Here is a 20,014-nt window from a genome sequence, read left to right on the forward strand (position 1 = left end):
GGGCTGATTATCCCGTGTCCTGTCCACGACAAAGCGTGGAAAAGACGCGGATAATCATGCTACCTCTGGCGTTAGGCGAAGATGTCTACTGCGCCATCACCGCGGGCAGCGGCTTGCAGTGAGGCTGGCGTTGCCAGGATGGCGTCATCTTCAGCGGCAAAAATATCTTGTCCCTGAGCACGACCCGCCTGCTGTTGCTGCCCGGAAGACTGCTGTTGTCCGGCAAAGCTCTCACTGCTGATGTTGCTTTGTCCCAACTGGATCCCACTGTCAGCCAACTGCGTACGCAGCATCGGTAACGCAGCTTCCAGCGCGGCGCGCACGTGACTGTGTGGTGATACCATTTGCAGCTGTGCGAGGTTGTCATCCAGCTTAATGGAAATTTGCACCTGACCCAGATCCTGCGGATGCAGGCGCAGCTCTGCGCTTTGCTGACCCTGACGCGTGAATAGTGTGACGTGCTGACTCAGTGATTGCTGCCATTCCTGACTACCCAACGGAGCGCTTAGCACCGGCGCGGCGGTGGGTAACGGCTGAGCATGTGTCTGTGGGCCACTTAACGGAGCAGCCGTCACGCCAATGCTGGTCGGCGAGGGGGCGCTGTCAATTTCTGCTCTGGTCGCCGCCGCTGCCGTCAGGGGGGTTAGCGTCGGATTGTTTGTCTGATCCAGGCTGCTGCCAGGAGAGGCAATATCCGCTTTACCTTTTTTGGCGTCACCGGGCAGCAGCTCGGCCGCGTTATCGGGGATAGCGCCGTGTGCCGTGCCTCGAGACAACACCGAAAGCGTGGCATCAACGGGGGCAGGGGGGCTGTCGACGGCAGGCGTAGCCAGCGGTTGTCCCGGCAGCATGGCGAACAGCGCACTCAGGTTGGCGAGATCGTCATCGCTGAGCGTGGTGTTTTTTTCATCCTGCGGAGCAACTTTGCCCAGTGTTGTCAGGGCATTCACTTTCAGCGACGGCGTCAGCGCTGACAACAGTTGCTGCGCGTCTGTCATGTCGGCAAGAGAAGCATCGGTTTGCATCTCTTTTTGCGCCAGCAGATCGGTTAACTTGACCGCCTGGGTGACATCACCATTTTTTTGCAGCAACCCTTTTTGCAGTTTACTGCCCGCCGCCTGCAAGTCGGCAAGCGTCAATGGCGCGCCTTTACCCTGCGCGTCGTCCGCACCTAATGCGCCAGCCAGCAGCGCTAAAAAATCCTCGGGTGAATCTACCGCTTTGCCTGACTGAAGACCTGCGGCTACGTCGGTGTCGGTGGTAATCAGTTGGGGTAAAGTAATCATTCGGGTTTCCTCATAGCTGCACGCTGAGCAAATTCATCCATTTTTTTCTGATCCAGACGGTTTTCGGCGAGTAACGCCGCCGAGGTTTGTCTGTCCTGCAGAGTCTGCCACGCCTGCAACCGTTGTTTTTTATCGCGCCAACTGTTCAGCGCCTGGTCCACTTTCTGTGTCCATTGATTGAGCTGCTGGCGATGTTGCTCAATCGCTTTTTCCAGGGTCTGAATAAACTGCTGATAGTTAATCCAGCGATTACTGGTAATACCCTGACCCATATCGTTATTCAGATTGTTACGGTACTCATGCTGATAATCGATCAACATTTTCAACTGTTCTTCCGCCTGCTGACAGCCACGACGCATCTCTCCCAATAAGACAGCGGCGTCTTCTACCTCTTTCTCAGCCAGGTCTTTCAGCGTTGCTAATGCACCATGTTGTGCCATGACCTATGCTCTCCTGCTCAATCACACACCAGGGAAAATCAGTTCTAAAGCGTGCAGGGAATCTTCCCAGTCAGCCCGTTCAAAAATGCCTTGCTGTAAAAATGCTTCCAGTTGTGGCCATAAGGCGATGGCTTTATCCAACATCGGATCGCTGCCTTTGGCATACGCCCCCACGCTGACCAGGTCGCGGTTACGCTGGAAGCTGGATAGCAACTGTTTAAAATTACGCACCCGCGCATAGTGCTGTTCACTAATGAGCGCAGTCATGGCGCGGCTGATCGAGGCTTCTATATCTATGGCCGGGTAATGACCTGCCTCGGCCAGATGGCGGGACAGCACAATGTGGCCGTCCAGAATTGCGCGTGCCGAATCGGCAATCGGGTCCTGCTGATCGTCACCCTCGGTCAGGACGGTGTAAAACGCGGTAACTGAACCGCCGCCGTGAATACCGTTTCCGGCACGTTCCACCAGCGCCGGTAATTTGGCGAATACTGACGGTGGATAGCCTTTGGTTGCTGGCGGCTCGCCGATCGCCAGCGCGATCTCACGTTGCGCCATCGCATAGCGGGTGAGGGAATCCATAATCAGCAATACGTGCTGTCCACGATCGCGGAAATCTTCGGCGATGCGCGTGGCGTAGGCCGCGCCTTGCATACGTAACAGCGGTGAAACGTCTGCCGGAGCGGCAATCACCACCGAGCGTGCGCGACCGTCAGCGCCGAGAATATTTTCAATAAAATCTTTAACTTCGCGGCCACGTTCGCCAATCAGCCCGACGACGATGACATCTGCCTGGGTATAACGCGCCATCATGCCAAGCAGGACGCTTTTACCGACGCCCGAACCCGCGAAAAGTCCCATACGCTGACCGCGCCCGACGGTTAACAACGCGTTAATGGGGCGCACGCCGGTATCCAGTACGTGTTCAATAGGTGTACGCTGCAGCGGGTTAAACGGCGGCGTCATCAGCGCCCCGGTTTCGGTAGTGTCCGGCGCGGGCAGACCGTCGAGCGGTTTGCCGCTGCCGTCGAGCACCCGGCCCAGCAGAGCAGGACCCAGCGGTAATTGTTTCCCGCTTTGCAGACCTTCTCCGGCAATATTCTTCGCGTACACGCGCGCGCCGGGTAGAACGCCTTCGACCTCCTCGAGCGGCATCAGAAACAGTCGCTGACCGTTAAAGCCCACGACTTCACTTTCAACTTCCTGGGTTTCGTTGCCGTCCTGGCGTTCAATGACGCAGGTGGCGCCCAGCGGCAGCTGTAATCCGGTGGCTTCCAGCACCAGACCGGTGGCGCGGGTCAGACGCCCGTAGCGACGCACCGCAGGCAGCAGCGACATTTTCTCTTCGAAGTTGTCCAGCGTATTGAGCCAGCGAGTCAGACGAGTGGTCATTACACGACTCCTGGCGCGGCCAGACGGCAGAGCTCTTGCCAGCGTGTAGCGACGCTGGCATCCAGATCGCCTTCGTCGGCAGAGACTTTACAGCCGCCGTGATGCAACGTGGGATCGCCGCGCAGCCGCCAGCCGTGCAGACTGAGGGTGGCGCCGAGCATCTCTTCCACCCGCTGGAGATCGTCCGGATGTACGCGCAGCTGCGGTTTACCGCTAAACAGCGGTTCCTGCTGCAACAGTTGTTGGATTTGTTTAATCAGCGCGGCGTTATCTACGACAGGCGTCTGACCTATCACCTGACGCGCCGCCTCCAGCGCCATTTGCATCAGGCGCGAGGCGATAACGCTGTCCAGTGCATCCAGCGTATTCTGAAATTCGCTCACCAGTTGCTGCATACGGGCGGTGATTGGCGCATGCTGCGCGCGCGCTTGGTTCTGGCCTTGCTCCAGGCCCTGATTCAGTCCTTCCTGATAGCCTTGTTCGTGGCCTTTTTGTCGACCTTCCGCCAGACCGGCGTTATAACCTTGCTCATGGGCCTGCATTTGCAACTGCGCGAGCTGCTGCTCAAGCTGTTGCTCTGCAGAGAGTTCCGGCTCGGCGGTCTCTTCTGACAACGGTGTTTCACTGTGGTCGGCCAGCACGAACTCCGCCATCGGTGGGGCGAGATCGTCCGGGGTCCAGACTTTCCACGGCAGTTCGTTAGACATAGGTATCCTCGCCGCTGCCGATCACCATCTCGCCGGTTTCCGCCAGACGACGCACAATAAGCAGAATCGCTTTCTGTTCGTTTTCTACCTGCGACAAACGCACCGGACCACGGTTGGCGAGGTCGTCGCGTAGAATATCGGCAGCACGTTGCGACATGTTGCGCAGGAACTTCTCGCGTAGCGGCTGTTCGGCGCCTTTCAGGGCAATCAGCAGCGATTCGGAATCCACTTCCTGCAGCAGACGCTGGATACTGCGATCGTCGACGTCCACCAGGTTTTCGAACAGGAACATCTCGTCGATAATTTTCTGCGCCAGTTCGCCGTCGAATTCGCGCACGGCGGTAATAACGGCTTCTTCCTGCTGTGTTTTCATCAGGTTGATGATTTCCGCAGCTGTTCTCACGCCGCCCATTTTGCTGCGCTTGAGGTTCTGGCCGTCGAGCAGGCCATTCAATACTTCGGTTAATTCCGCCAGCGCGGCAGGCTGTACGCCGCCGAAAGTGGCGATACGCAGCATGACGTCGTGACGTAAACGTTCGTCGAACAGCGCCAGAATATCGGCAGCCTGGCCCCGTTTGAGGTGCACCAGAATGGTGGCGATAATCTGTGGATGCTCGTCGCGGATAAGGTCGGCGGCGCTTTGCGGCTCCATAAAGTTGAGCGTTTCAATGCCGCTGGTGGTATCGCGGGTTTCCAGAATATCTTCCAGCAGGCTGGACGCGCGTTCTTCACCCAGCGCTTTCACCAGCACCGAGCGCAGATATTCGTTAGCGTTAATGTTGAGCGCGGCAAATTGTTCGGCTTCTTGTTCAAACTCCGCCAGCACTTCCGTCAACTGTTTATTGGAGATCTGGCGTACGTTGGCCATCGCCGTACTGAGCGCCTGAACTTCGCGCGTGGAAAGGTGCTTAAACACCTCCGCCGCGCGATCTTCGCCAATGGTCATCAGCAGGATGACGCTTTTATCGGTACCGGTAAGGGCATTACTCATGATCGTTACTCATCCACTGACGAATGACCAGCGCCACGACGCGCGGATCGTTATCTGACATTTCACGAATACGCTGGCTCATGACTTCTGCGCCCAGACGCTGATTCGTGCGACGTTGCTGGGTCTGTTCGTCTTTACTGAGGCGAACTTCTACCGCTTCTTCGGTTTCCTGACGGATACGTGTTTGTTCTTGTGCGGCTTTGGCTTCCTCGCTGCGACGGACCAATTGCGGGCGAACGGCTTTGCGCCACAGGAGCCAGGCGACCAGCAGAACCAGCAACCAACGACCTGCGGACATTAACTGATCAATAAAGAACGGCTGTTTCCAGAACGGAAGCTCACCCATGGAATCGTCGGTCGCTGTGAACGGAGAGTTCACCACGTTCAGGGTGTCGCCTCGTTTGTCGGAGAACCCCATCGCCTCGCGGGTCAGATCCTCAATCTGTTTCATCTGTTCGGCAGTTAACGGCAGCGGTTTGCCATCCGGTAACGTTTTATAGTTGACCACGACGGCAACAGAGAGACGCTGCACATCGCCAACGTTCATTTTGGTGTGGCGAATGGTACGGTCGACTTCATAGTTGCTGGTTTCATTGCGCTGCGTACTGCGCGGACCGGCATTGTTACTGTTATTCGTTGTCTGCGTGGTTTGCGCATTTTGCTGATTCGCCGGGGGATTGGCGATTGGCGCGGTATTAGCCGGCGCTGGCTGATTAGACAATGCGCCCGGTACGCCGCCAGGCGCTCCGCTACCAACCTGCTCACTGACGTTTAACTGGCGTGAGCGCAGCACGGCCTGGGACTCATCACCGTTTGGACGGTATTGCTCTTCGGTTTGCTCTTTATTGGCAAAATCCAGTTGCGCGGTGACTTGTGCATGGACATTACCGTTGCCGACAATTGGCGACAGGATCGATTCGATCCGGCGCTGCACGCGGCTTTCGACGTCGCTGGCGTATTTCAGTTGCGCGTCGTTGAGATCGCGGCTGCTGGTGTTCGACTGGGTTAACAGATGACCCGCCTGGTCGACCAGCGTCACGTTGCCCGGCGGTAAGCCTGCAACAGCGCTGGAGACCAAATGCGTGACCGCGCTGATTTGACCTTCATCCAGCGCACGACCCGGTTCCAGATTAACGGTGACGGAGGCCGAAGGCGCTTTTTGCTCACGTACAAACAGCGAAGGTTTAGGCATCGCCAGATGCACGCGGGCGCGTTTTACCGGGCCCAGGGTTTCAATGGTGCGGGCTAATTCACCTTCCAGCGCGCGCTGGTAGTTGACCTGCTCGCTAAACTGGCTGATACCAAACTTTTCCTGATCCAACAGTTCAAAGCCAACGGCTCCACCTTTCGGCAGGCCTTGCTGCGCCAGACGCAAGCGCAGCTCGTGGACTTTATCGGCCGGAACTTCAATAGCGCCGCTTCCCTCAGTAAAACGATAGGGAACGTTCATCTGCGTCAGTTGGGTGACAATCGCGCCACCATCCTGATCGGAAAGATTGCTGAACAAGGTGCGGTAGTCGGGCGCTTTGGCCCATAGAACCATCGCCACGACGATAGCGACGGCAGCGGCTCCTGCCACAATCAGAGGAATTCTGGGATTCGCGCGCAGGCGATTTAACCACTCGAGAGGTTTAAGCTGGGTTGCAGTCGATGCTGTCGCACTCATCTCGCACCTCGTGGCTTATCGTGGACGGCGTTTTTTGCAAAGTGGAACAAGACTCACTCCCGGGTCAGCAAACTCGAAAAATTGACGGTCTCATTATTTGCGGTTTCGAATTTTTCTATGGGTTAAAAACCGTGGTTTTTTATCGTTATTTAACGCCTTTATCTTATTGACTAACTGGTAATCTCAGCTACGTGAAAATTCATCCAGGGGATCAGAATGTCGGCAATACAGGGGATTGAAGGGGTCATCAGCCAGTTACAAACCACGGCGATGTCAGCAAAAATGCAGGATATGCAGCCACAACCGACCGTGAGTTTTGCCGGTCAGTTGCATGCGGCGTTAGACAGAATCAGCGATGTGCAGACCGCGTCCCGTGTCCAGGCTGAGAAATTTACCCTCGGTGAACCGGGTATTGCGCTGAATGATGTGATGACCGATATGCAAAAAGCATCGGTGTCGATGCAGATGGGGATTCAGGTACGTAATAAACTGGTATCGGCGTATCAGGAAGTGATGTCCATGCAGGTGTAGGGACAACGTGCAGATAATGTCGGCCGGATGAGCGCAGCGCCATCCGGCAAACAGTTACTTCTGAATCAAATAGCGAATCGTTGGACCATCCTGCTGAATATCCAGCACCGTATAGCCGTGATTGCGCGCATCCAGTGGAATATTATTGATTGACTGCGGGCAGTCGCTCACCACTTCCAGAATTTCCCCTTTCTTCAATTGCGGCATCGCTTCCAGCGTGGCAACTGCCGGGTACGGACATGGTTCGCCGACCATATCCAGGCGATAATCAGGCACGATATTTTTCATACAGACTCCTTGGCAGGCGTCAGCCCTGCACGGCGGAAGAAACGTTTTTCCCAGCCAATGATGAGCATCAGCGCGGTAAATAACAGCAGATAGGTCACCAGCAAGCCACCGAGCGGACCAAAGGTGTTGAGCAGATTCACCTTATCCCAGTTGGTGGCGAGGGCTGGCGCAAAATCATCCCAGTAGTAGGCCAGAATGGTCGAGCCAATTACATTGCCCAGACCAACCCACCAGTAATGTACCTGACCTTCAACGGCGCGGTACATCCAGCCGGTTTCACACCCGCCCGCTAAAACAATACCGAAGCCGAACAACAAGCCACCGATCACCGCATTTGGACCCGCCCACATAATCTTCGGCTCGACGCCTAACTGCACATAACTAAAAATACCGATGGCGCTGACCGCCATCCCGAAGATGATCGCTTTTGCCATATGGGTGCGACCGGAAATCCACAGGTCGCGGAAGGCGGAGGTGAAGCAGATCTGCGCCCGTTCAATCAGCAGACCAAACCCGACGCCAAACAGCATCGCCAGACCGAGCTTGGGTTTATCCATTGCGGTGAGTAGCGCCCAGCCGATCATGGCGATAAACACCAGCATGCCGAGGCGAAAACGGCGACGCGCCTGATCCGGTTTTTGCGTCAGCGGGGAAGCGGCGGAGACTTTCTGCATTTTGACCGGAATACGGAATATCGGCAGCAGGGTAAAACGGGCGCCAAACCACGAGCCAATGGCTGTTGCCAGCGCAAAAAACCAGGCGTGTAGCGAGAACTGTGGAATGCCGGTGAAGAACGCGGCCAGGTTACACCCCATCGCCAGACGGGCGCCGAATCCGGCAATCATCCCGCCGACTATCGCCTGCATGATGCGCACTCGACTGCGCGGCATGCGTAACTTGACGTTGTTGGCCCACAGTGCGGCAGCAAAACAGCCGCCGAACATACCGAGGATCATCATGCCGTCGATGCGGGTCAGGGGCGAGCCTTCGAGATGGATCAGCTTGTAGTATCCCCACTCTTCGGCGTGAACGCCAAATAATTGCAGGATTTGACCGCCCCAACGGGTGAATTCACCGGTTACGGCCCAGAAGGTTCCCGTAATGCCAAAATAGTAAGTAGAGAGAATACCCGCTGCGATGACCGCAGGGGCAGGGGCCCAAAATTTAATTAACCAGGCCTGTTTGAAGTGTTGCCATGACATGTGTTTTGCCTCTGAACTCAGAAGGTATGTAACAAGAAGTGTGGATACTACACCGATCAGAATTTTTGACTATGAGTAATAAGAGGTAACACCGTCTGGATCAATTTTTCTCAATGCCACCGAAAGGCTGGCGGCATCAGGCCTTTAATGCCACAATCCCATTTTCTTCGCATGCAGGATGAATGATGAAAAAATTAGCGATCGTTGGGGTATTTCTGGCGCTGAGCGGATGCGCCGAAGTAGAGAATTATAACGACGTGGTGAAAACGCCCGCGCCAGCCGGTCTGGAAGGTTACTGGCAGTCAAAAGGACCGCAACGTAGCCTGGTCAGCCCGGAAGCCATTGCCAGCCTGGTAGTGACGAAAGAGGGTGACACGCTGGATTGTCGCCAGTGGCAGCGGGTCATTGCCCTGCCGGGGAAACTGACGATGATTTCCGGTGATCTCACCAACGTGACGGTGAAACGTGAGCTGTATGAGATTGAGCGCGAAGGCAATACGCTGGAGTATGATGGCATGACGCTGCAACGAGTGGATCGCCCGACGCAGGAGTGCGCTGACGCGTTAACGAAAACGCCGCTGGCCACACCGCTGCCATAAGCAGCACGCCCCGGTAGCCAGTAGCCACCGGGGTTGAGTATTACAACACGTCTTCAATCACCCACACGCTGACGCTACCGCCGTTGCAGAAAAACGTCGCTTCCCCGTTTTCATCGGTCACCACGCTTTCTTCGCGATTTCCCAAATAATCGCGCCATGTTTTATTACCGTAATTCGCCCCGAGATTGATGGTTTTTTCCCCGTCATCGCCGTTAGACAGCACCACCACACAGCCGGGATCTTCGTCCGTTCCGCTGCGGCTAAAAGCGATACAGTTAGGATGATCGAAAAAGAGCGTCTGTACGCCGTGGGCGAAGCGCTGGCGGGCGAGGATCAGTTCGGCAAGCTGTTCAATGATTGGCATGTCGATAGGATAGGTTTCGCCATCGCCGCCGGTGTCTTCGTAATGTGCTCCGTACAGGTCAGGATAAAACACCGACGGTACGCCGTTTTCCCGCAGCAGGATCAACGCATAGGCCAGCGGCTTAAACCACGCCTCGACAGGGGCTTCCAGTGCCTGCAATGGCTGGGTGTCATGATTGGCAACCAGCGTGACGGCATGAAACGGATCGGCCTCGACTAACGTGCCGGTGAAGATCTGGCTCATGTCGTAATCGCGGCCCTGACGGGAGGCCTCGTGGAATTTCATCTGCAAAGGAGCGTCGAACAGCATGGTTTTCCCCTCCACCTGGTTAATGTAGGTTTGCAGCTTGTCGACTTCGTGGGACCAGTATTCCGCGACAATAAATAATGGTTTGGGGGCGACTTCCTGTACGTGTTCAATCCACTCTTTATAAAACCATGCCGGAATATGTTTCACCGCATCTAAACGAAAGCCGTCACACTGGGTTTGCTCCATCACCCAGCGCGCCCAGTATTTGATCTCCTCGGTCACGGCGTGATTACGAAAATCGATGTTTTCGCCCATCAGATAATCAAAATTACCCAGTTCATCGTCCACCTGATCGTTCCAGCCTTCACCGGTGTAATCGTTAACGATTTTGAAAATGCCGTCTTCGGTGGGGTTTTCGATATGGTCAATGCCGCTGAAGCATTTATAGTCCCAAATGAATTGCGAATACTGACCTGCGCGGGCGGGGAAGGTATAGCGCGTCCAGGCCTCACACTCGATGATTTCATCCTCTATTTGCGTGCGATCGTCGGCATTAACCCGCTGGACGCGAATCTTTTCTTTCTCATCCGCGCCCATTTTGTGGTTGACCACCACGTCGAGCAGTACGGCGATGTCGTTGTGTTTCAGTGCGTCAATTGCCGCCAGCAGCTGGTTTTTATCGCCATATTTGGTGGGGATGGTTCCCCTCTGGTCAAACTCGCCCAGGTCAAACAGATCGTACGAGTCGTAGCCAACGGAATAACCGCCGGATGCGCCTTTATAGGCGGGGGGCAGCCACACCATATTGATGCCGATATCATTGAGTCCGCCTGCGCGTTCGGCAAGCTCGGGCCAGAGTTGACCCCCATCGGGATAATACCAGTGAAAATACTGCAATAACGTGGGATTTTTCATCTTCCGTGCTCCAGAAGTCGTTTGGCCGACCTCTGGAGTATGGAAGATTATTCAGATTTAACAGAAAATTATTGCGGGGCGGTGGGGGCGTCGGGCACTAACAGCATGCCGGAAAGACGGCCATAGGCGTTATTGAGCGTCTTCTGGCGCGTCGACTGACCGATGAGATTGCTAAGTTCATCCAGCCGCTGCTGCAACAGTGTTTTGAGCAACTGTTCGTTATCCAGCGTCTGTTTAATATACCCGGCCACTAAGTCCTGAATACTTCGCGTAATGCCAGGTGGAGTTTGCTCTTCCATGACCACTTCAATACTTTGCAGATAGCTAACTTCCTGTTCCAGTAAAAGGTCCCACTCACCCCGCTGCGCCAGTTCCAGCAGCGAGTGACTGAGTAGCGCGATGCGCTGCCAACGGTTGATAAACTCCACGGCTGAGGTCATTAACGAGACTCCTGGGACGACGCTTTCGGTGAGATCTGTTTCCAGGCTTCCGCAATGTTGCCGAGCAACCCTTCAACTTCTTCAATAGCCTGACAATCATTACGCAAGTTGGCTTGCAGTAAACGGCGAATCATATAGTCATACAGCGCAGACAGGTTGGTGGCGATTTCACCGCCATTCTCCTGATCCAGCCCTGCTTTCAGACCATTATCGATAATATTAATGGCTTTGCTAATGGCCTCGCCTTTGGCGACGATATCGCCCTGTTGCATAAACAGGCGAGCGCGCACCAGGGCGCTGTTCGCGCCATCAAACAACATTTCAATCAGCTGATGCGGATTGGCGCTCATCACGCCACTCTCTATGCTGACCTGTGCATAGGCTTTGGTACCGCTCGCGGTATACATGCTTACCTCGTGTTATCAGGAATTACTCATGGCTGAAAATTGTTGGCCCAGATAAGTACTGGTGCTGTTCAGCTTGCTCATCATGCTATCAAGCTGGGTAAACTGCGCTTTATAGCGTGCGACGGTATCGTCGATGCTATTGCTGACGGCCAGATATTGTTTGGTCAGTTTTTTCAGCGTCGCGTTAATATTGTCCTGGGCTACGTCAATAATGCCGTCATCGGCCAGGTAACCTTTTACTTCAGTGGCAATTTTGGTGGTAATCCCGGTTTCTTTACCATCACCAACCAGCAACTGACGGGTCGCCGCGGTATTATCTTCCAGCGCTTTTTTCAGCTTGGTGTCGTCAATTTTCAGCTTGCCTGAGGTACCGTCAGTGGTAATACCGATTTCACCTAATGTTTTGAATGCACCGTCGCTGGCGCCGTTGGAAAACTGGGCGCGGATCCCGGTCTGGATAGTACGTACAGCGCTGTCGCCGAGTAATGCACCATTATTCGTGTCTTGGGTTTCGGATCCAGGATCAACTTCAGTGTATTTGGTCAGCGTTGAGAAGGTATCCAGCAGCGAGTTATAGGCATCCACCCAACCTTTGATTGCTTCCGTGGCTTTATCATTGCTCTTGGTGACGGTAATTCGCGCGTCGGTCACTTCTTTAGTCAGATTCAACGTCACCCCCTGCGGGGCATCGGTAATGGTGTTGCTTGGGCGTTCAATTTCAATGCCGTTAACTTTCAACAGCGCATTTTTGGCTTCCACCAGCTGTTTCATATTTCCGCTGCTGGTGGTGCTGTCGTAGGCTAATAAATTATTGAGCTTGCTGTCGCCGCTAACCGAAATGGTCATCTTATTATCGACACCACTGTCAGCGGTTAATACCAATTGGTAATCATTTTCCTTAACTTTAACGATACTGGCGGAAATACCGCTGTCAGCGTCGTTAATGGCATCTCTAATACCTTCCAGCGACGTTTGGTCTTTACCTAACTTAATTTCCAGCGGCTCTTTGCGACCTTTTTGCTCAATTTTAATCGTGCGACTCTCGGAAGATGTGTCCCCTAATGCGTCTTTCGTCGAGCTGATACCACTTTTGGTACTTAATGATTGCGCCTGTGCAAGTTGTGTAACGCTAACGGTGTAGGTCCCTGGTGCTGCACCGGCAGAGGTTGATACCTTAAGGTCCTCAGTACTACTAGTGACGGTGGTGCTTTTAAACAAATCGGCGCTATTTAGCGTGGTATTTGCCGTCTGGAATTTTTCTAATGCACTTTTCAGCGTGCCGTAAGCCGTCAATCTTGCGGTATTCGAGCTCTGCTGCTGGGTAATTGGAGTTAAACGTTTTTTTTCAGCAGTAGTCAGGTTTGTCAGCAACGTATCCAGTGGTAAGTTTGAGCCGACGCCCAATGATGTAAATGAAGGCATGCCTAATTCCTTGTGATTGCAAACAGTAGTTAAGCGAGTTATCGGCAATCTGCGCACAAAGTTTAATGATAGTTTTGCAAAAATAATGCGCAGAATAATGGCATATAAAGAGGGTATTTCAGGGGCTAAGAAAAAAGAGGGCGGAAAGTAAAAATTTTCTAAAGTTCGAATTTAAGGTGCCGATACATGGGTTACGGTGAGAAACCGTGGGCAACAGCCCAATAACATCAAGTTGTAATTGATAAGGAAAAGATCATGGCACAAGTCATCAATACAAACAGCCTGTCGCTGTTGACCCAGAACAACCTGAACAAATCTCAGTCTTCCCTGAGCTCCGCTATCGAGCGTCTGTCCTCCGGTCTGCGCATCAACAGCGCGAAAGACGATGCTGCTGGCCAGGCGATTGCTAACCGCTTCACCGCAAACATCAAAGGTCTGACTCAGGCTTCCCGTAACGCTAACGACGGTATTTCCATCGCGCAGACCACTGAAGGCGCGCTGAACGAAATTAACAACAACCTGCAGCGTGTACGTGAACTATCTGTGCAATCAGCTAACGGTTCAAACTCTGATTCCGACTTAAAGTCCATTCAGGCTGAAATTACTCAACGTCTGAGCGAAATCGATCGTGTTTCTGGTCAAACTCAGTTTAACGGTGTGAAAGTATTAGCAAGTGACAACAAATTGAGTATCCAGGTTGGCGCAAATGATAATGAAAAAATTACTATTGACCTAAAAGAAATTTCCAGCAAAACACTGGGACTTACTGGATTCAGTGTAACAGGTGACACTGCTGCAACTAAAAATGACCTTGTAAAATCATTTGGCGCTACGGGTAAAATGGATTACACGTTAGGGGCGAATACTTATCAGGTTGATGTCAAATCAGGGGCTGTCACCAATAAGGCTGGTAACGCAGCTGTTTATGTTGGTGCTAACTCTGGTGACTTTGTTACAAACAAAAACAACACGCAAGTGACCTTAGATAATACTGCTGCTACAGAGATTGCTACTGCAGCAACCGCAACAGCCACGTCTTTAGGCGGCACGTTTGATTGGAAAGGAACGACTTGGACGGCGACCACTGATGCTAACACCAATGGTTATGGTGAATACAAAGCTACAATCGATGGTAATGAAATCACTCTTAAAGTTGCGGGTACGCAAGCTGACCATTCTGATGCTTCTGTAACCGTAAGTGGTGGTACTCTTTACACTGAGGCTACTGATAAATTAACGACACACGCTACAAACTTGGCTGCAAAAGAATCTGATCTTGCGATGAAAAATGCTACGGGCGCAGGTGGATCCTTAACTGTAGGAGCTGATACTTATAAGATCGATGCAGCAGGTACTGTCACCGATGCAACTAATAAGCAGATGTATGTTAAGAATGCCGGTACTACTGGTGCGAAGCTAGTTACACAGGACAATGCAAGTGAAGCTACTCGTAATCAGTTAGATGTATTAGATAAAGCGATTGCTCAGGTTGATACCTTACGTGGCGACCTCGGTGCGGTACAGAACCGTTTCGACTCTACCATCACCAACCTGGGTAACACTGTTAACAACCTGACTTCTGCACGTAGCCGTATCGAAGATGCTGACTACGCGACCGAAGTGTCCAACATGTCCAAAGCACAGATCCTGCAACAAGCAGGTACTTCTGTGCTGGCACAGGCCAACCAGGTTCCGCAGAACGTTCTGTCTCTGCTGCGTTAATTTACGCTTATCGCGCAAACCCCGCTCCGGCGGGGTTTTTTATATTTAGCTTTACCCGTAACCCCCAAATAACCCCTCATTTCACTCACTATTCACCCGATTAAAACCCCTGCAGAAACGTATAATCATGCCGATAACTCATTTAACGCAGGGCTGTTTATCGTGAATTCACTGTATACCGCTGAAGGTGTAATGGATAAACACTCGCTGTGGCAGCGTTATGTACCGTTGGTGCGTCACGAAGCATTGCGCCTTCAGGTGCGTTTGCCGGCGAGCGTAGAACTGGATGACCTGCTACAAGCGGGCGGCATCGGGTTATTGAATGCAGTTGACCGATATGACGCTTTGCAAGGAACGGCATTTACCACTTACGCAGTGCAGCGTATTCGTGGAGCGATGCTGGACGAACTACGTAGCCGGGATTGGGTGCCGCGTAGCGTTCGGCGCAATGCTCGCGAAGTGGCACAGGCGATGGGGCAACTGGAGCAGGAGTTAGGGCGTAACGCGACGGAAACCGAAGTGGCGGAGCGTCTGGCTATTCCTGTGCAAGAGTATCGTCAGATGTTGCTTGATACCAATAACAGCCAACTCTTCTCCTATGACGAGTGGCGGGAAGAGCATGGCGATAGTATTGAGCTGGTGACGGAAGAACATCAGCAGGAAAACCCGTTACAACAGCTACTGGAGGGTAACCTTCGCCAGCGCGTGATGGAGGCGATCGAGGCGTTGCCGGAGCGCGAAAAGCTGGTGTTAACGCTGTACTACCAGGAAGAGCTGAATCTGAAAGAGATCGGCGCTGTACTGGAAGTCGGGGAATCACGGGTCAGCCAGTTGCACAGTCAGGCCATCAAACGTCTACGCACCAAGCTGGGTAAGCTATAGGGGTAATCATTACCCCTGAACAATGCCGCATTACGAATTGACTACCAGGAGTTCTCATGACGGTGCAGCAATCAAAAAGACGGCCTCTAAGCCGCTACCTCAAAGATTTCAAACACAGCCAGACGCATTGTGCCCATTGCCTGAAGTTGCTCGACAGGATCACGCTGGTTCGTCGCGGGCAAATTGTTAATAAAATCGCCATCGCCCGCCTGGACACGTTGCTGGATGAAGCTGAGTGGGAACAGGAGAAGAAAGAGTGGGTGGCGCTGTGTCGTTTTTGCGGTGATTTGCATTGCAAAGAGCAGAGCGACTTTTTTGACATTATCGGTTTTAAACAATTTTTGTTTGAGCAAACCGAAATGAGCCACGGTACGGTACGCGAATACGTGGTCCGCCTGCGCCGTCTTGGCAATCATCTGACCGAACAAAATATCTCTCACGAATTGCTGCAGGAAGGGTTCCTGGACGAAAACCTTGCCCCGTGGCTGCCGGAAACCAGCACCAACAATTATCGCATCGCATTGCGTAAGTATGAGCAGTTTAAAGCCCATACGCATATGGGACATATGCAGAAATCCTCCTGGACAGCCAGTTCTGATATATATTAAAAACGAATAAGGTGTAACGGAGTGGTTTTTGTGAATCACGACAAACGCTTTACACTACGGTCATATACACGTCATCCTTCAAGCTGTCTCTGCGTTGGCTGCACTCCCTCGCCCCAGTCACTTACTTTAGTAAGCTCCTGGGGACTTACTCGCTTGCCGCCTTGATACAACTCGAATGATTTTGTGGATAAATGATGGTCACTAATGACAATATTCGGGGTAACTATGAAATTAGCACTTCTGGGACGTCAGGCTCTGATGGGTGTAATGGCTGTTGCACTTGTCGCCGGAATGAGCGTAAAGACTTATGCAGATGAAGGTCTGTTAAATAAAGTTAAAGAGCGCGGTACGCTGCTGGTGGGCCTGGAAGGGACCTATCCCCCGTTTAGTTTTCAGGGCGATGACGGCAAGCTGACCGGTTTCGAAGTGGAGTTCGCCGAAGCACTGGCAAAGCACCTTGGGGTGCAAGCCACGTTGAAGCCGACCAAGTGGGACGGCATGCTGGCCTCGCTTGATTCCAAACGCATTGACGTGGTTATCAACCAGGTGACCATCTCTGACGAACGTAAGAAAAAATACGATTTCTCTACCCCGTACACAGTCTCTGGTATCCAGGCGCTGGTGAAGAAAGGTAATGAAGGTGTTATCAAGACAGCTGCCGATCTGAAAGGTAAAAAAGTCGGCGTGGGTCTGGGCACCAACTATGAAGAGTGGCTGCGCCAGAACGTGCAGGGCGTAGATATTCGTACCTATGATGATGACCCGACCAAATATCAGGATCTGCGCGTAGGCCGTATCGACGCTATTCTGGTTGACCGTCTGGCGGCACTGGACCTGGTGAAAAAAACCAAAGATACGCTGGCCGTCACCGGTGAAGCATTCTCCCGCCAGGAGTCCGGCGTGGCGCTGCGCAAAGGCAATGAAGATCTGCTGAAAGCGGTTGATGCTGCCATTGCCGAAATGCAAAAAGACGGTACGCTGAAAGCGCTGTCTGAAAAATGGTTTGGAGCGGATGTGACGAAATAATCGTCATCCGATGAAAAAAGGCGCCTTTAACAGCGCCTTTTTTTATTTCATTGCGCCTGAACGTGCATAATAAAAAGAACATCACAACAACGAATACCGGAGGCTGTATGCCGCTGCATAACTTAACGCGCTTTCCTCGTCTGGAATTTATTGGCGCGCCAACACCGCTCGAATATCTTCCACGCTTCTCCGACTACCTTGGGCGCGATATTTTCATCAAACGCGATGACGTTACGCCGATGGCCATGGGCGGCAATAAACTGCGTAAACTGGAGTTTCTGGCGGCGGATGCGCTGCGTGAAGGGGCCGATACGTTGATAACCGCGGGTGCTATCCAGTCTAACCATGTGCGCCAGACGGCGGCGGTAGCGGCTAAACTTGGCCTGCACTGCGTGGCGCTGCTGGAAAACCCGATTGGCACCACGGCGGAAAACTATCTCAGCAACGGCAACCGTCTGCTGCTGGACCTGTTTAATACCCAGATTGAAATGTGCGATGCGCTGAGCGATCCGAATGCGCAACTTCAGGAACTGGCGACGCGGATTGAAGCGCAAGGGTTCCGTCCGTATGTGATCCCGGTTGGGGGTTCTAATGCTCTGGGCGCGCTGGGCTACGTGGAAAGCGCGCTGGAAATTGCGCAACAATGTGAAGGGGCCGTAGAGCTGTCTTCCGTGGTTGTGGCGTCGGGCAGCGCGGGAACGCATGCCGGACTGGCCGTTGGCCTGGAACAGCTAATGCCACACGTCGAGCTGATTGGCGTGACCGTCTCGCGCAGCGTGGCCGATCAAAAGCCAAAAGTTGTTACGCTACAACAGGACATTGCCCGTGAACTGGAACTGACGGCCTCTGCGGATATCCTGTTATGGGATGATTATTATGCGCCGGGCTACGGTACGCCAAACGAAGAGGGCATGGAAGCGGTAAAACTGCTGGCACGGCTGGAAGGCATGTTGTTGGATCCGGTCTATACCGGCAAAGCGATGGCGGGTCTGATTGACGGCATCAGCCAGAAGCGCTTTAAAGATGAAGGGCCAATTCTCTTTATCCATACCGGTGGGGCGCCTGCATTGTTTGCCTACCATCCTCACGTGTAACAATCAGGTAGAAAAACGTAATGCAAGAAAGTATCCAACTGGTGATCGATTCCCTACCGTATCTGCTTAAAGGCGCGGTTTTTACGCTGCAACTGAGTATCGGCGGGATGTTTTTTGGCCTCGTGCTGGGGTTTATCCTGGCGCTGATGCGCCTGTCGCCGCTGTTACCTGTACGTTGGCTGGCGCGCTTTTATATCTCGGTCTTTCGCGGAACGCCGTTGATCGCCCAATTGTTCATGATCTATTACGGTCTGCCGCAGTTTGGTATTGAGCTGGATCCCATCCCGGCGGCGATGATTGGCTTGTCGCTGAATACGGCGGCCTACGCGGCGGAAACGCTGCGGGCGGCAATCTCCTCCATCGACAAAGGTCAGTGGGAAGCGGGGGCCAGTATTGGCATGACGCGCTGGCAGACTATGCGCCGGGCGATCCTGCCGCAGGCGGCACGCGTTGCACTACCGCCGCTGAGCAACAGCTTTATCAGCTTGGTGAAGGATACATCGCTGGCCGCGACTATCCAGGTTCCTGAACTGTTTCGTCAGGCGCAGCTGATTACCTCGCGTACACTGGAAGTGTTCACTATGTATCTGGCGGCCTCCTTGATTTATTGGGTAATGGCAACAGTGCTTTCTGCGCTGCAGAACTATTTTGAAGAACAACTGAACCGCCAGGAGAAAGAGCCGAAATGAGCGCTATCGAAGTCAGAAACCTGGTCAAAAAATTCCATGGGCAAACGGTACTGCATGGGATCGATCTCGACGTCAAACCCGGTGAAGTTGTGGCGATTATCGGACCGAGCGGTTCGGGCAAGACCACGCTGCTGCGGAGCATTAATTTGCTGGAGCAACCGGAGGCGGGCACCATTAAAGTGGGTGAGATAACCATTGATACAGCGCGGTCGTTAACTCAGCAGAAAGGGCTGATTCGCCAGTTGCGCCAGCACGTAGGTTTTGTGTTCCAGAACTTTAATTTGTTTCCTCACCGTACGGTACTGGAAAACATTATTGAAGGTCCGGTGATTGTCAAAGGCGAACCGAAAGCCGAAGCGACAGCCCGTGCTCGCGAACTGCTGGCAAAAGTCGGACTGGCGGGAAAAGAAACCAGCTATCCGCGCCGTCTGTCCGGTGGGCAGCAGCAGCGTGTGGCGATTGCCCGGGCGCTGGCGATGCGACCAGAGGTTATTTTATTCGATGAACCTACCTCCGCGCTTGACCCTGAACTGGTTGGCGAGGTGCTTAATACCATTCGCCAGCTGGCGCAGGAAAAACGTACCATGGTGATTGTGACGCATGAAATGAGCTTTGCTCGTGACGTGGCCGACCGGGCGATATTTATGGATCAAGGACGAATAGTGGAGCAGGGGCCGGCTAAGTCTTTATTTACGCATCCGCAACAGCCGCGAACCCGTCAGTTTCTCGAAAAATTCCTCATGCAGTAAATAGTACAAGCGGCACTTACCGACATTGTTTGTGGTGAGTGCCGCTCGCATAACTATTTATAAATATTGCTTTATTATTAACGCTTGATTCTGTTGCTTGTTCTGGCTGTTGAGTAACGCTCAAGTAATTTTTCATTTGTCCGATAATTTGCATATATAAAATACATTTATGTGTTAGCTTATTTCATATGTTTGGATGATTATCAATCTCAGGGGCATTACCACTTAGTATGCAGGATCATGATTTCTTCACCTGGCGACGGAGCATGCTGTTACGCTTTCAGGAAATGGCGACGGCAGAGGATGTCTATAATGAATGGATTTGCCCCTATATTTCCAGACACC

General features: G+C 53.0%; 21 protein-coding genes and 1 pseudogene. 10 read left to right on the forward strand and 12 right to left on the reverse strand.

All coding sequences use genetic code 11. The features are described 5' to 3' along the window. Positions 1-71: 71 nt before the first annotated feature. From fliK to fliF, 6 genes are read right to left on the reverse strand one after another with little or no spacing between them, the layout of a single operon-like run. Positions 72-1,286, reverse strand: coding sequence for a flagellar hook length control protein FliK (fliK, locus tag FDX14_RS17800; protein ID WP_137349993.1), 1,215 nt, complete (start codon positions 1,284-1,286; stop codon positions 72-74). Beyond that, a complete protein-coding gene (fliJ, locus tag FDX14_RS17805) occupies positions 1,283-1,726 on the reverse strand; it encodes a flagellar export protein FliJ (protein WP_038641574.1) in 444 nt (147 codons plus the stop codon). The genes fliK and fliJ overlap by 4 nt, the downstream gene beginning before the upstream one ends. Before the next feature lie 21 nt (positions 1,727-1,747). Beyond that, positions 1,748-3,118, reverse strand: a complete 1,371-nt coding sequence (gene fliI / locus FDX14_RS17810) for a flagellar protein export ATPase FliI (protein ID WP_042307679.1) — start codon at positions 3,116-3,118, stop codon at positions 1,748-1,750. Beyond that, positions 3,118-3,825: a flagellar assembly protein FliH gene (fliH, locus tag FDX14_RS17815; RefSeq protein ID WP_061382616.1), complete on the reverse strand. Its 708-nt coding sequence runs from the start codon at positions 3,823-3,825 to the stop codon at positions 3,118-3,120. Before fliH ends, fliI begins: the two co-directional genes overlap by 1 nt. Then, on the reverse strand, positions 3,818-4,816 hold the full coding sequence (gene fliG / locus FDX14_RS17820; RefSeq protein WP_003030443.1) for a flagellar motor switch protein FliG: 999 nt from the start codon (positions 4,814-4,816) through the stop codon (positions 3,818-3,820). Before fliG ends, fliH begins: the two co-directional genes overlap by 8 nt. After that, complete coding sequence (fliF, locus tag FDX14_RS17825; RefSeq protein WP_137349994.1) at positions 4,809-6,482, reverse strand: flagellar basal-body MS-ring/collar protein FliF; 1,674 nt, start codon at positions 6,480-6,482, stop codon at positions 4,809-4,811. The genes fliG and fliF overlap by 8 nt, the downstream gene beginning before the upstream one ends. A gap of 216 nt (positions 6,483-6,698) precedes the next feature. Between fliF and fliE the strand changes: the two genes are divergently transcribed. Then, positions 6,699-7,013 (forward strand): flagellar hook-basal body complex protein FliE, encoded by a 315-nt coding sequence (fliE, locus tag FDX14_RS17830; RefSeq protein WP_016153486.1) that lies wholly within the window; start codon positions 6,699-6,701, stop codon positions 7,011-7,013. Positions 7,014-7,067: 54 nt separating this feature from the next. Here fliE and yedF read toward each other — a convergent pair whose 3' ends face one another. Both yedF and yedE read right to left on the reverse strand, forming a co-directional pair. Then, positions 7,068-7,301: a sulfurtransferase-like selenium metabolism protein YedF gene (yedF, locus tag FDX14_RS17835; RefSeq protein ID WP_000790504.1), complete on the reverse strand. Its 234-nt coding sequence runs from the start codon at positions 7,299-7,301 to the stop codon at positions 7,068-7,070. After that, a complete protein-coding gene (gene yedE, locus FDX14_RS17840) occupies positions 7,298-8,524 on the reverse strand; it encodes a selenium metabolism membrane protein YedE/FdhT (protein ID WP_502704211.1) in 1,227 nt (408 codons plus the stop codon). Before yedE ends, yedF begins: the two co-directional genes overlap by 4 nt. Before the next feature lie 164 nt (positions 8,525-8,688). On the opposite strand from yedE, the gene yedD reads away from it, so the two are divergent. Further along, positions 8,689-9,102, forward strand: coding sequence for a lipoprotein YedD (yedD, locus tag FDX14_RS17845; RefSeq protein ID WP_042307689.1), 414 nt, complete (start codon positions 8,689-8,691; stop codon positions 9,100-9,102). Between the two features lie 40 nt (positions 9,103-9,142). Here the strand turns inward: yedD and amyA are convergent, their stop codons facing one another. The 4 genes from amyA to fliD all read right to left on the reverse strand — a co-directional run bounded on the left by amyA (position 9,143) and on the right by fliD (position 12,899). Continuing rightward, on the reverse strand, positions 9,143-10,630 hold the full coding sequence (gene amyA / locus FDX14_RS17850) for an alpha-amylase (RefSeq protein WP_137349995.1): 1,488 nt from the start codon (positions 10,628-10,630) through the stop codon (positions 9,143-9,145). A gap of 68 nt (positions 10,631-10,698) precedes the next feature. Beyond that, positions 10,699-11,070 (reverse strand): flagella biosynthesis regulatory protein FliT, encoded by a 372-nt coding sequence (gene fliT, locus FDX14_RS17855; RefSeq protein WP_061382620.1) that lies wholly within the window; start codon positions 11,068-11,070, stop codon positions 10,699-10,701. Next, complete coding sequence (gene fliS / locus FDX14_RS17860) at positions 11,070-11,477, reverse strand: flagellar export chaperone FliS (RefSeq protein ID WP_042307694.1); 408 nt, start codon at positions 11,475-11,477, stop codon at positions 11,070-11,072. Before fliS ends, fliT begins: the two co-directional genes overlap by 1 nt. A gap of 15 nt (positions 11,478-11,492) precedes the next feature. Further along, entirely contained in the window at positions 11,493-12,899 is a 1,407-nt protein-coding gene (gene fliD, locus FDX14_RS17865; RefSeq protein ID WP_137349996.1) for a flagellar filament capping protein FliD, read from the reverse strand. A gap of 255 nt (positions 12,900-13,154) precedes the next feature. On the opposite strand from fliD, the gene FDX14_RS17870 reads away from it, so the two are divergent. The 8 genes and pseudogenes from FDX14_RS17870 to FDX14_RS25485 all read left to right on the forward strand — a co-directional run. Next, entirely contained in the window at positions 13,155-14,621 is a 1,467-nt protein-coding gene (locus FDX14_RS17870) for a flagellin N-terminal helical domain-containing protein (RefSeq protein WP_137349997.1), read from the forward strand. A gap of 162 nt (positions 14,622-14,783) precedes the next feature. Further along, on the forward strand, positions 14,784-15,503 hold the full coding sequence (gene fliA / locus FDX14_RS17875; RefSeq protein ID WP_038641545.1) for an RNA polymerase sigma factor FliA: 720 nt from the start codon (positions 14,784-14,786) through the stop codon (positions 15,501-15,503). 56 nt (positions 15,504-15,559) lie between these two features. Next, a complete protein-coding gene (gene fliZ, locus FDX14_RS17880; protein WP_069323574.1) occupies positions 15,560-16,111 on the forward strand; it encodes a flagella biosynthesis regulatory protein FliZ in 552 nt (183 codons plus the stop codon). A gap of 225 nt (positions 16,112-16,336) precedes the next feature. Next, a complete protein-coding gene (gene tcyJ / locus FDX14_RS17885; RefSeq protein ID WP_170973598.1) occupies positions 16,337-17,137 on the forward strand; it encodes a cystine ABC transporter substrate-binding protein in 801 nt (266 codons plus the stop codon). A 107-nt stretch (positions 17,138-17,244) separates the two neighbouring features. Beyond that, the gene (gene dcyD / locus FDX14_RS17890; RefSeq protein ID WP_137349999.1) at positions 17,245-18,231 is read left to right on the forward strand and encodes a D-cysteine desulfhydrase; all 987 of its coding nucleotides are present in this window, start codon (positions 17,245-17,247) and stop codon (positions 18,229-18,231) included. A 20-nt stretch (positions 18,232-18,251) separates the two neighbouring features. Beyond that, positions 18,252-18,920, forward strand: coding sequence for a cystine ABC transporter permease (gene tcyL, locus FDX14_RS17895; protein ID WP_006684074.1), 669 nt, complete (start codon positions 18,252-18,254; stop codon positions 18,918-18,920). Beyond that, positions 18,917-19,669: an L-cystine ABC transporter ATP-binding protein TcyN gene (gene tcyN, locus FDX14_RS17900; protein WP_003030477.1), complete on the forward strand. Its 753-nt coding sequence runs from the start codon at positions 18,917-18,919 to the stop codon at positions 19,667-19,669. Before tcyL ends, tcyN begins: the two co-directional genes overlap by 4 nt. Before the next feature lie 230 nt (positions 19,670-19,899). Beyond that, a pseudogene (locus tag FDX14_RS25485) lies at positions 19,900-20,014 on the forward strand (hypothetical protein); the annotation flags it as partial.

Origin of the sequence: Citrobacter sp. wls710 (assembly GCF_005281115.1) — a bacterium.
GTDB classification, from domain to species: Bacteria; Pseudomonadota; Gammaproteobacteria; order Enterobacterales; family Enterobacteriaceae; genus Citrobacter; species Citrobacter werkmanii.